The following is an 11,342-nucleotide window of genomic DNA, read 5'->3' on the forward strand; positions in this document are numbered from 1 at the left end:
CTCCTAGGGGCGGGCGAGGATCACCGAGCGGGTGAGGTGGCGGGGCCGGTCCGGGTCGAGGCCGCGGGCGGCGGCGACGGCGACCGCGAGGCGCTGCACCCGGACCAGTTCGGCGAGCGGGTCGAGCGTGCCGGGGATCCACAACCCGCCCGTCTCGCCGACCTGTTCGGCCAGCCCCTCCGGAGCCTCACCGAGCATCCAGGTGGCCGTGCCCCGCGTGGTGACGCTGATGGGGCCGTGCCGGTACTCCATCGCCGGATAGGCCTCGGTCCAGGCGAGCGCGGCCTCGCGCATCTTCAGCCCGGCCTCGCTCGCCAGGCCGACCGTCCAGCCGCGGCCGAGGAAGGTGAACTGCGCGCACTCGACGAGCCCTTCGGGCAAGGGGGTCGCGAGCGCGGTGCGGGCGTCGGCGACGACGGCGTCGGTGTGCAGGCCGAGGTGGGCGCGGAGCAGGGTGAGGGCGGTGGTCGCGAATCTCGTCTGGACGACGGAGCGTTCGTCCGCGAAGTCGAGGACGACGACCTCGTCGGCGGCGGTCATGACGGGCGTGGTGGGGTCGGCCGTGAGTGCGGTCGTGCGGGTGCGCCCCTTCACCTTCCCCAGCAGGTCGAGGACTTCGGTGGTCGTACCGGAGCGGGTGAGGGCGACGACACGGTCGTACGAGCGGCCGGCCGGGAACTCCGAGGCGGCGAAGGCGTCGGTCTCACCCTGCCCCGCGCTCTCCCTGAGCACGGCTGCGGCCTGTGCCATGAAGTACGAGGTGCCGCACCCTACGATCGCGACCCGCTCGCCGGGCGCGGGCAGTGCACCGGAGCAGCGGGCGGCCTCCGCCTCCGCCCGCTCCCAGCAGTCCGGCTGGCTGATCAGCTCGTCCTCGACATGGGTCATGCGGCCGCCTTTCCCTCGTCTTCTTCGTCATGCTTGTTCTTGCAAGATATAGCGCCCTTTCAAGCACAATCAAGCATTCGAACATCGGCAAGGTGCGCTAAGGTCGCCCGGAGATCGAGGGACGGAGGGCGCGGATGTCGCGGGACGCCCGTTGGAAGGCGCTGCTGGAGCTGCTCGTGGAGCGGGGGCGGCTCGACGTCGAGGACGCCGCCACCGAGCTGGCGGTGTCGGCCGCGACGATCCGCCGTGACTTCGACCAGCTGGCCGAGCAGCAGATGCTGGTGCGTACCCGGGGCGGGGCGGTCGTGCACGGGGTGTCGTACGAGCTGCCGCTGCGGTACAAGACCGCCCGCCACGCCTCCGAGAAGCAGCGCATCGCCAAGGCGGTCGGGGAGCTGATCGCGCCGGGCGAGGCCGTGGGCCTGACCGGCGGCACGACCACGACCGAGGTGGCGCGGGCGCTCGCCGTGCGCGGGGACCTCTCCAGCGGCTCCCCCGCACTCACGATCGTCACCAACGCGCTCAACATCGCCAATGAGCTGGCCGTGCGCCCGCAGTTCAAGATCGTGCTGACCGGCGGGGTGGCGCGCCCGCAGTCGTACGAGCTGGTCGGGCCGCTCGCGGACGGTGTGCTGGGGCAGGTCACCCTCGATGTGGCGGTCCTCGGTGTGGTCGCCCTCGACGTCACGCACGGTGCCGCCGCCCACGACGAGGCGGAGGCCGCGATCAACCGGCTGCTGTGCGAGCGCGCCGCTCGGGTCGTCGTGGCCGCCGACTCCAGCAAGCTGGGACAGCGGGCGTTCGCCCGGATCTGCGGGGCGGAGCAGATCGACACACTGGTCACGGACTCGGCGGCGGATCCGGAGACGGTGGGGCGGTTCGAGGAAGCGGGCGTGCGGGTTCTCACGGTGTGACGACCCAGGGCCTGCGTGAGGGCCGTTCCGCTGACGCGTGCGGTCGATCCTGCTTAGGCTGATCGGCAGGAGGCTGCGATGAGCGGATCACCTGGGAACGACGGCGGATACCTGCCGATCGCCGAGCACGGCCTGATCGGGGACCTGCGCAGTGTGGCGCTGGTCGGGACCGACGGCACCATCGACTGGTACTGCTGCCCGTCCTTCGACGCGCCGAGCGTCTTCGCGTCGATCCTGGACGCCGAGCGCGGAGGACGCTTCGAACTGGCGGCGGCCGTACCGGCCCGCACCAAGCAGTTCTACTTCCCCGACACCAACGTCCTGATCACCCGGTTCTACACCGAGGACGGCGTCGGCGAGGTCCAGGACTTCATGCCGGTCGACGGGGACACGGTGGAGACGGAGCGGCACCGGCTGATCCGGCGGGTGCTGTGCGTGCGCGGCTCGATCCCCTTCCGCACCCGGGTGGCACCGCGCTTCGACTACGGCGCCCAGCCGCACACCCTGCGCATGGTCGGGGACGTAGCGGTCTTCGAGTCCCCGAAGCTGTCGCTGGGGCTGACCGCGACGGTGGCCCTGGAGACCGAAGGCCCTGACGTACGGGCCGACTTCAAGCTCTCCGAGGGCGAGTCGGCGGTCTTCGCCCTCGACCAGGTCGGCGGTGAGGTGACCCCGCGCCGGTGCGCGCGCACCGAGGCCGAGGAGCAGTTCACCAGCACGGTCGCCTACTGGCGGCACTGGCTGTCCGCCTCCAAGTACCGGGGCCGCTGGCGGGAGATGGTGCACCGCTCCGCGCTCACCCTCAAGCTCCTCACCTACGCCCCCACCGGCGCCATCGTGGCCGCCCCGACCACCAGCCTGCCCGAACAGCTCGGCGGCGAGCGCAACTGGGACTACCGGTACGTGTGGGTACGGGACGCCGCCTTCTGCGTGTACGCCCTGCTGCGGCTCGGATTCACCAGCGAGGCCGAGCAGTTCATGGACTTCCTCATCCGGCACGTCAGTCCGGAGGGCCACGGCCCCTCGGGACCGCTCCAGATCATGTACGGCATCGACGGCCGCACCGATCTGACGGAGCGTGAACTCGTCCATCTGGAAGGGCATCGGGGCTCGGCGCCGGTCCGGGTCGGCAACGCCGCCGCCGACCAGCTCCAACTCGACATCTACGGCGCCCTGATCGACTCGATCTACCTCTACGACAAGTGGGCCAAGCCCATCTCCAGCGGCCAGTGGGACGACGTGTGCACGCTGGTGGAGTGGGTGTGCGCGCACTGGGACCAGCCCGACGAGGGGATCTGGGAGACGCGCGGCGGCCGCAAGAACTTCCTGTACTCCCGGCTGATGTGCTGGGTGGCGATCGAGCGGGCGATCAGGATGGCGGGCCGGCGCGGTCTGCCCGCCGATCTGAACCGCTGGCGGGAGTGCCGCGACGACATCTACCGGCGGATCATGAAGAACGGCTGGTCGGAGACCCGGCAGGCGTTCGTCCAGCACGAGGACGGGGACGTGCTCGACGCGGCCGTCCTGATGATGCCGCTGACCAAGTTCATCGCGCCGACCGACCCCAAGTGGCTCTCCACCCTGGACGCGCTCACCGAGGAACTGGTGTCGGACTCCCTCGTCTACCGCTACGACCCGATGGCGAGCCCCGACGGCCTGCGTGGCGACGAGGGCACCTTCTCGATCTGCTCGTTCTGGTACGTCGAGGCGATGGTCCACGCGGGGCGGATCGACGAGGCCCGCCTGGCCTTCGAGAAGATGCTCACCTACGCCAACCACCTGGGCCTGTACGCCGAGGAGATCAGCAACACCGGCGAGCAGCAGGGCAACTTCCCGCAGGCCTTCACCCACCTCGCCCTGATCAGCGCGGCCTTCAATCTGGACCGGGCCCTGGGCTGAGGAATAGCCGTCGGCCGGACTCATGTTGCCGCCTGCATGACGACGAACGCGCCCCGGTCCGAGGTCCTGCGATACACCGCCTTCTCCAGCGACCCCGAGGGAGGGAACCCCGCCGGAGTCGTCCTCGACGCGAGCGCCCTGGACGACGGCGACATGCTGGCCGTGGCGGCCGAGCTCGGGTATTCGGAGTCGGCGTTCCTGACCGCGCCCCCGGCGGGGCTCGACGGCCCGGAGGGCCGGGTGTTCACCATCCGCTACTTCAGCCCCAAGGCCGAGGTGCCGTTCTGCGGCCACGCGACCGTCGCGGCCGCCATCGCCCTCGCCGAGCGGATCGGCCCCGGAGAGCTGGTGTTCTCGACGCCCGCCGGGACCGTGCCGGTGGCGGTGACCGAGGAGGGCGGCACGGTCAGGGCCACGCTCACCAGCGTCGAGCCGCACATCGAGGAGATCGGCGACGCCGACCTGGCCGAGGCGCTCGCCGCGCTGGACTGGCCCGCCGACGATCTCGACCCGGCGTTCCCGCCGCGGATCGCGTTCGCGGGCGCCCGCCACCTGGTCCTGGCGGCGGCGACCCGGGCGCGCCTCGCGGAGCTGTCGTACGACTTCGCGCGCCTCGAAGCCCTGATGCACCGGCTGGACCTGACCACCGTCCAGCTGGTGTGGCGGGAGTCGGCCGGGATCTTCCACGTCCGGGACCCGTTCCCCGTCGGCGGCGTCGTGGAGGACCCGGCGACGGGTGCCGCGGCAGCCGCGTTCGGGGCGTACGCCCGTGAGCTCGGCCTGGTCCCCGAGGACGCCGTCCTCACGCTGCACCAGGGCGAGGACCTGGGCCGCCCCGGCGAGCTCACGGTGACCCTGCGCGCGGGCGACCCCCGGATCCGGGTGAGCGGCGCGGGCGCCCGCATCGGCTGAGGTCGGTGGCCGTGGCCGCAGGAAAGCCCGCTCGGCTGAGATCAGTGGCTGTGGCCGCCGGAAAGCCCGCACGGCTGAGATCAGTAGCCGAGTCCGCCGGAACGCCTGCTCGGCTGAGGTCAGTGGCTGTGGCCGCCGGAGAACTCGTGGGGAGCTTCGTCGGCGGTCGCCACGGCCGCTTCCCCGGCCCTGACCGTGAACGCGGCGGTGTGCACCTTGCCGTCGTGCTTGAAGTCGAGGAAGAGCCGGTACGTGCCGGTGCTGGGGGCCGTGGCCGTGAAGGAGATGTCGGGTCCGGCGGCCGTGGTGCCGTCGCCGGGCTCGCCGTTCGGGTGGACGTGCAGGTAGGCGAGGTCGCCGGAGCGCAGGGCGACCAGATGGCCGTAGGCGCCGAGGTAGGGCTGGAGGTCGGTGACCGGCCTGCCGTCGCGGGAGACCGTCAGCTTCAGTGCGCGGGCCGCGCCGGGACGCAGGGAGCCGCCGAGTCGCACCTCGTAGCCGTCGGTCTCGGCGGTGGCGTCCGGGGCCGGCACGGGTCGCGGCTGGTAGGCGCCGGAGACGGCGAGGTCGGCGCCGAGGACGAGGTTCTCGGCCCCCTCCTTCTCCGGCGTGAAGTCGGCGAAGACCCGGTAGCCGCCCGCGCGGGGCAGTGACAGCGGGATGCTCCAGGTGCCGTCGGCGGCCCGGGTGGGGTGCAGATGGCGGTAGGTGTTCAGGTCGCGTGAGGCGACGACGAGGTGGAGTTCCTTGTCGTGCTCCGTGCGGAACGCCGTGACCGCGCGGCCGTCGTCGCCCCGGACGGTGAACCGGAGGTCGGCCGTGCGTCCGGCGGCGAGGCGGGGGGTGGCCAGGTCGAGGGTGTAGCCCTTCTCGGAGATCTGGAGGCCGCCGGCCGGGGGCGACTCGTGTTCCGAGTGTGCTGACCCGGCGCCGCCTCCGCGCATGTCATGGCGGGCCTTGGGCTCGTCCTGGACGACGGGCCCGAGGCCCTGGCCCACGCCGTAGGCGGTGCCGAAGGTCGCGGCCAGCGCGGCGGCGTACGCGGTGATTTTCAGTCCAGCGTGCATGGGGCGCACCTCCGGCTCGATCCGGGTTTCGATGCGCTCACGATACCCCCAGGGGGTATCAAGTCAAGCCGATCGCGCCACTTGCCTCAGATACCCACCCGGGGTATACAGAAGACGCGATCAGCATACCCCTGCCCGGTATCACGAGGAGCAGTGATGACCACCACCAGCGCAGTCGCCGAGACCGAGCTCGCCATCGGCGGCATGACGTGCGCCTCGTGCGCCGCCCGCATCGAGAAGAAGCTCAACCGGATGGACGGGGTCACCGCCACCGTCAACTACGCCACCGAGAAGGCCAGGGTCACGCACGAGGACGGGGTGTCCGTCCAGGACCTGATAGCGACCGTGGAGAAGACCGGTTACACGGCCCGGGAACCGGCGCCACCGGAGGCCGCCGCTGCCGATCACGAGGAGTCCGACGAACTGCGGTCCCTGCGGCAGCGGTTGGTGACCGCCGTGGTCCTCGCCGCCCCTGTCGTCGCGATGGCGATGATCCCGGCCCTCCAGTTCGCGTACTGGCAGTGGCTGTCGCTGACCCTGGCGGCGCCCGTGGTGACGTACGCCGGATGGCCCTTCCACAAGGCCGCGTTCACCAACGCCCGGCACGGCGCGGCCACCATGGACACCCTGATCTCGGTCGGCACCGTCGCTGCCTTCGGCTGGTCGCTGTGGGCCCTGTTCCTCGGAACCGCCGGCACGCCGGGCATGAAGCACCCCTTCGAGCTGACGATCGCCCGCGGCGACGGCACCGGGAACCTCTACCTGGAGGCCGCCGCCGGGGTCACCGCGTTCATCCTCGCCGGGCGGTACTTCGAGGCCCGCTCCAAGCGCAGGGCGGGAGCCGCGCTCCAGGCGTTGCTGGAGCTGGGGGCCAAGGACGTCACCCTGCTGCGTGCGGACGGGCGGGAACAGAGCGTGCCGGTGGCCGAGTTGAAGGTCCGGGACCGCTTCGTCGTCCGTCCCGGGGAGAAGATCGCCACCGACGGAGCCGTCGTCGAGGGCTCCTCCGCCGTCGACGCCTCCATGCTCACCGGTGAGTCCGTGCCGGTGGAAGTGGTCCCGGGTGACGCCGTCACCGGGGCCACCCTCAACGCTGGCGGCCGACTCGTCGTCGAGGCGACCCGGGTCGGCTCCGACACCCAACTCGCCAGAATGGCCAAGCTGGTGGAGGACGCGCAGAACGGCAAGGCGGCCGCGCAGCGGCTCGCGGACCGGATCTCCGCGGTGTTCGTGCCGGTCGTCATCGCGCTCGCGCTGGGCACCCTCGGCTTCTGGCTCGGCAACGGCGCGGGTACGGCCGCCGCGTTCACCGCAGCCGTCGCCGTACTGATCATCGCCTGCCCGTGCGCCCTCGGTCTCGCCACCCCGACGGCGCTGCTGGTCGGCACCGGTCGCGGTGCCCAACTGGGCATTCTCATCAAGGGTCCCGAGGTCCTGGAGTCCACGCGCAAGGTGGACACCGTCGTACTGGACAAGACCGGCACCGTCACCACCGGCCGGATGACCCTGCTGGCCGTCCACCCCGCCCACGGCATCGGGGAGACCGAAGTGCTGCGGCTCGCGGGCGCGTTGGAGCACGCCTCGGAACACCCGGTCGCCCGCGCGGTCGCCGACGGGGCGCGGGAGAAGCTGGGTGAGCTGCCCGCCCCCGAGGACTTCGCCAACGTGCCGGGGCTCGGGGTGCAGGGTGTCGTCGAGGGGCACGCCGTGCTGGTGGGGCGTGAGCGGTTGCTCGACGAGTGGGCGGTCGAACTGCCGGAAGAGCTCCGGCTCAAGAAGGAGGCTGCGGAGTCGGCGGGCCGTACGGTGATCGCGGTCGCCTGGGACGGGGAGGCGCGGGCCGTCCTCGAAGTGGCCGACGCGGTCAAGGACACGAGCCGCGAGGCGATCGGCCGGCTGCGGGCACTGGGGCTCACCCCGGTCCTGCTGACCGGGGACAACCGGGCCGTGGCCGCGTCCGTGGCCCGCGAGGTCGGCATCGACGCCGACCAGGTGATCGCCGAGGTGCTGCCCGAGGACAAGCTCGACGTCGTCAAGCGGCTCCAGGCGCAGGGGTGTTCGGTCGCGATGGTGGGCGACGGGGTCAACGACGCGGCCGCGCTCGCCCAGGCCGACCTGGGGCTGGCGATGGGCACGGGGACGGACGCCGCGATCGAGGCGGGCGACCTCACTCTCGTGCGGGGCGATCTGCGAGCGGCTGCGGACGCGATCAGGCTCGCCCGCCGCACCCTGGGCACGATCCGGTCCAACCTGTTCTGGGCCTTCGCCTACAACGTGGCCGCGCTGCCTCTGGCGGCGGCGGGACTCCTCAACCCGATGCTCGCGGGAGCGGCGATGGCGTTCTCGTCGGTCTTCGTTGTCGGCAACTCACTGCGGCTGCGCTCGTTCCGGGCCGCGCGGCCTTGAACGCGGGCGACTCCCGTCCTCGGACCCTCTCGAACCCCCTCGGAACTCCCCCCGGATCACCGGGACTTACTCGCCGCCGTACGGAAGCGTCGTGCCCGGCAGGTTGTACTCGTCGCGTCGGCCGCACATCCCGAAGCCGCCGAGCCGGGTAGGGGCGGCCTCGTGCGCGGTCGCCTCCCCGAGGTACGAGGGCTCACCGGAGGCCAGTTCGTCCAGCTGGGTGCCGGTGCGCTCGGCGGTGGCCAGCGCCCCTGCCCGCCACAGTTCTCGCCAGGTGGGCACCTTCTCCCGGACCAGGCGGGCGGCCGCGCGCTGGAACTCCAGGTACGGGCGGTTGTCACCGGCGGCCAGGGACTCGCGCAGGACGAGGTAGCCCTCGACGGCGAGGTCCCTGCGGCGCCGGGCGGCGTCGGCGGTCTCCGGCCCTGTACCGGGCGGGAGTTGAGCCGCGGTGGCGTACCGCGCGGGGTCGGCGAGGACCTCCGGCGGGAAGGTGAAGACGGCGTCCCCGGCCTCGGGCAGGCCGCTGTTCTGCATCAGCACCGTGATGCGCAGATCACCGCCCTGGATCATGCGGTGCACGGTTCCGGGGGTGAACCAGGCGAGGGAGCCCGGCTCCAGCGGGATCTCCCGGTAGCCGTCGGGGCTCAGCGTCTGCACCGCGCCCCGGCCACCGGTGACGACGTACGCCTCCGTGCACACCAGGTGCAGATGGGGGCTGCCGCCGCAGACGCCGTCGGCCGCCTCCCAGTCGTAGGCGCTGAGGTGCGACAGACCGACGGCACCGGGAAGCGGGTGGGGAAGCCCGGGCTCGGTCGCTCCTGCGGGCGCGGTCACCACGGCAGCCCTTCCAGGTGCTCACCGACCCGTTCGGCATCCCAGGCGCCGTCGGCCACGACCAGCCGGTAGCGGTAGGCGAAGGACTCGCCCGGCGGCAGCTCGAACTCCTCGAAGAACGCCCAGGAGAACGCGACCGTCGGGAAGGGCTGGGAACGCACGAACCAGTGGGACTCGTGGACCGCTCTCGCGGGGTCGAGGTTCTCGGGGGCGTGCGCGAAGACGAGCGTCGAGTGGGCGTTCACGTCGTCGTGCTCGGCGGTGAAGGCGAGCCACGGGCTCTGGCTGCCCATCAGCTTGTCCGCGTCGGCGCTCGTGTCCGGGGCGAAGACCCTGCCGCCGGTGAAGTCGCGGGGGCCGCGCCACTGGAGTCCGGTGTAACCGGCCATCTCCCGGCCCGCGGTGGTCGGCGAGCCGAACCGGAGGGGCTCGGCGCGCAGGTTGGTCAGGCGGATCGACCAGTCGAGCGCCCAGGAGCCGGCGGCCTCGTCGACCGAGTGCACGGCGAGACCCCGCTCTTCCCGGGCCCACTCCTCGCCGCCGTTCTCCACCCAGGTCAGCGTCTCGGTGAGGTCGAGCCGGTCCTCGGCGGCCGTGAGCGCGGTGAAGCCGTCGTGCCGCATGGAGCCGACGCGCTCCGGGAGGTACTGGTAGCCCTGCCCGTGGACGTAGCAGTTGCCGCCCCAGAAGTTCTGCCCGGACAGATGGCTGGCCGTCATCTGGAGGCCCTTGTGCCAGCGGTGGTCGTTGGGCCGGTAGCCGGTGACCGTGCGGCCGCCGAGGGTGCGGACCGGGTGCGCGTACGGCTTCTTGGCCTCGAAGGCGTCGGGGTCGGGTCGGTAGACGTAGCGGAGGATCTCCGTGCCGTTCGCCGCCTCGACGGCGATGTGCTCGCCGTGGACGTGGCTGACGCGGATGCTCATGCGTGCTCCTTGGGGGCCCAGTGGGGGTGGTCGCCGTGCATCGCCGGGTAGAAGGGGTCGCCGGGCACGATCTCGCCCGCGGTCACGGGCTGCCCCGTGAAGGCGGACTTGTAGAGCGCGGCGGCGAACTCGAGGGTGGCACGCGCGTCGGCGCCGCTGCCGGGAGGCCTGACACCGTTGTCGTACGCGTCGAGGAGCGCGCCGAGCTGGGCGGCGTGCGAACTGGGCACGTCGGCGGTGGGGGTGCGCCAGGCGTCGGCCCGCTCGGAAGCGACATGCGGGGCGGGCGTGTAGGCCCAGTCCTCGTTGCGGTGGCCGTACAGGTGGGTGAGTTCCACGGTCGCGTCGGCGCAGTCGATGCGGATGCGGCTCACCTCGTCGGGGGACAGCACGCTGTTGACGACGGTGGCGAGGACGCCGTTCTCGAACCGGACGAGGGCGGTGGAGACGTCCTCGCTCTCGGTGTCGTGTACCAGCCGGGCGGCCATGGCGCGGATCTCCGCCCACGGGCCGAGCAGGTGCAGGAGGAGGTCGTACTGGTGGATGCCGTGACCCATGGTGGGGCCACCGCCCTCGCTCGCCCACGTCCCGCGCCACGGTACGGCGTAGTAGGCGGCGTCCCGGTGCCAGGTGGTCTGGCAGTGGGCGACCCGGGGGGCGCCCAGCTCACCGCTCGTGAGGAGGTCGCGCGCGTGGACGGCGCCCGAGCCGTAGCGGTGCTGGAAGATCACGGAGGCGTAGGCGCCGGAGGCTTCCTCGGCCGCGGCGATCTCGTCGTACTCGGCGAGCGACAGCGTCAGCGGCTTCTCGCACAGCACCCAGGCGCCCGCCTTGAGCGCGGCCACCGTCTGCGCGCGGTGCAGGGAGGGCGGGGTGCCGATGAGGACCAGGTCGGGGCGTACGGCGTCCAGCATCTCGTCGACCGAGGTGAACCCGGCGACCTCCTCGCCCGCGAGTGCGCGGAAGGCGTCGAGTCTGCCCTGGTCCACGTCGACGGCGGCGACCAGTTCGACCCGCTCGGCGTGGGCCCTGAGCGCGGGCAGGTGGCTGCCGCTGACGATGGCGCCGGTGCCGACCACGGCGACTCGGCGACGGGCTGGACGGGACATGCGGTCCTCCTCGGGCGTCCGGTGCCGGGACGCTGACGTGCGGGAAAGCGCTTGCTCCCCGGAGTGACCCTAGATCCCAGGAGATTGTCCGAACAAGACCCCGGGGCGGCTTAATGAGGAGGGCGGCGGAGGTTTTGCCGGGGTGGCGGCAGCGAAGGGGGAGGTGAGGGGGCCGGGAGGGGTGGGGCGGGGGTGCGGGGAGGGCGGGGTGCGGGTTGTGGGGTGGGGGCTGGAGGCGGGGTGTGGAGGGGGTTCGGCGGGAGGACTGGCGGTGCCTCGCGGGAGGGCGCTCGGTCGGGGGCGGGCTCTGTGGGGTGCCGGGCATGGGTCGAGGTGCGGGCATGGTCGGGGGCGAACCCCGCCGGGGGTGCCGGACATGAGTCGAGG

The 11,342-nt window shown here is 72.2% G+C and carries 9 protein-coding genes; 4 read left to right on the plus strand and 5 right to left on the minus strand.

All coding sequences use genetic code 11. The annotated features are described in order from the left end of the window. Positions 1-3: 3 nt before the first annotated feature. A complete protein-coding gene (locus AQJ54_RS23150) occupies positions 4-888 on the minus strand; it encodes an SIS domain-containing protein (RefSeq protein ID WP_062240617.1) in 885 nt (294 codons plus the stop codon). 134 nt (positions 889-1,022) lie between these two features. On the opposite strand from AQJ54_RS23150, the gene AQJ54_RS23155 reads away from it, so the two are divergent. The 3 genes from AQJ54_RS23155 (at position 1,023) to AQJ54_RS23165 (ending at position 4,613) form a co-directional block, all read left to right on the plus strand. Beyond that, positions 1,023-1,802: a DeoR/GlpR family DNA-binding transcription regulator gene (locus tag AQJ54_RS23155; protein ID WP_062026552.1), complete on the plus strand. Its 780-nt coding sequence runs from the start codon at positions 1,023-1,025 to the stop codon at positions 1,800-1,802. Between the two features lie 78 nt (positions 1,803-1,880). Beyond that, positions 1,881-3,701, plus strand: coding sequence for a glycoside hydrolase family 15 protein (locus AQJ54_RS23160; RefSeq protein WP_062240620.1), 1,821 nt, complete (start codon positions 1,881-1,883; stop codon positions 3,699-3,701). A gap of 36 nt (positions 3,702-3,737) precedes the next feature. Beyond that, positions 3,738-4,613: a PhzF family phenazine biosynthesis isomerase gene (locus AQJ54_RS23165; RefSeq protein ID WP_062240623.1), complete on the plus strand. Its 876-nt coding sequence runs from the start codon at positions 3,738-3,740 to the stop codon at positions 4,611-4,613. Positions 4,614-4,732: 119 nt separating this feature from the next. Here AQJ54_RS23165 and AQJ54_RS23170 read toward each other — a convergent pair whose 3' ends face one another. Further along, a complete protein-coding gene (locus AQJ54_RS23170; RefSeq protein WP_062240625.1) occupies positions 4,733-5,680 on the minus strand; it encodes a hypothetical protein in 948 nt (315 codons plus the stop codon). 156 nt (positions 5,681-5,836) lie between these two features. On the opposite strand from AQJ54_RS23170, the gene AQJ54_RS23175 reads away from it, so the two are divergent. Next, entirely contained in the window at positions 5,837-8,086 is a 2,250-nt protein-coding gene (locus AQJ54_RS23175; RefSeq protein ID WP_062240627.1) for a heavy metal translocating P-type ATPase, read from the plus strand. A gap of 66 nt (positions 8,087-8,152) precedes the next feature. Here the strand turns inward: AQJ54_RS23175 and AQJ54_RS23180 are convergent, their stop codons facing one another. From AQJ54_RS23180 to AQJ54_RS23190, 3 genes are read right to left on the minus strand one after another with little or no spacing between them, the layout of a single operon-like run. Then, a complete protein-coding gene (locus AQJ54_RS23180) occupies positions 8,153-8,926 on the minus strand; it encodes a cupin domain-containing protein (protein ID WP_062240628.1) in 774 nt (257 codons plus the stop codon). Continuing rightward, positions 8,920-9,846, minus strand: a complete 927-nt coding sequence (locus AQJ54_RS23185; protein WP_062240630.1) for a DUF6807 domain-containing protein — start codon at positions 9,844-9,846, stop codon at positions 8,920-8,922. Before AQJ54_RS23185 ends, AQJ54_RS23180 begins: the two co-directional genes overlap by 7 nt. Next, the gene (locus tag AQJ54_RS23190) at positions 9,843-10,955 is read right to left on the minus strand and encodes a Gfo/Idh/MocA family protein (RefSeq protein WP_062240631.1); all 1,113 of its coding nucleotides are present in this window, start codon (positions 10,953-10,955) and stop codon (positions 9,843-9,845) included. The genes AQJ54_RS23185 and AQJ54_RS23190 overlap by 4 nt, the downstream gene beginning before the upstream one ends. Between the last annotated feature and the right edge of the window lie 387 nt (positions 10,956-11,342).

Origin of the sequence: Streptomyces griseorubiginosus (genome assembly GCF_001514195.1) — a bacterium.
Lineage (GTDB): Bacteria > Actinomycetota > Actinomycetes > Streptomycetales > Streptomycetaceae > Streptomyces > Streptomyces griseorubiginosus.

Bases quoted from the DNA above. Each gene is read 5' to 3' on its own strand.
- AQJ54_RS23170 (WP_062240625.1), bottom strand. From the start codon at position 5,680: ATGCACGCTGGACTGAAAATCACCGCGTACGCCGCCGCGCTGGCCGCG.
- AQJ54_RS23175 (WP_062240627.1), top strand. From the start codon at position 5,837: ATGACCACCACCAGCGCAGTCGCCGAGACCGAGCTCGCCATCGGCGGC.
- AQJ54_RS23165 (WP_062240623.1), top strand. From the start codon at position 3,738: ATGACGACGAACGCGCCCCGGTCCGAGGTCCTGCGATACACCGCCTTC.
- AQJ54_RS23185 (WP_062240630.1), bottom strand. From the start codon at position 9,846: ATGAGCATCCGCGTCAGCCACGTCCACGGCGAGCACATCGCCGTCGAG.
- AQJ54_RS23190 (WP_062240631.1), bottom strand. From the start codon at position 10,955: ATGTCCCGTCCAGCCCGTCGCCGAGTCGCCGTGGTCGGCACCGGCGCC.
- AQJ54_RS23155 (WP_062026552.1), top strand. From the start codon at position 1,023: ATGTCGCGGGACGCCCGTTGGAAGGCGCTGCTGGAGCTGCTCGTGGAG.
- AQJ54_RS23150 (WP_062240617.1), bottom strand. From the start codon at position 888: ATGACCCATGTCGAGGACGAGCTGATCAGCCAGCCGGACTGCTGGGAG.
- AQJ54_RS23160 (WP_062240620.1), top strand. From the start codon at position 1,881: ATGAGCGGATCACCTGGGAACGACGGCGGATACCTGCCGATCGCCGAG.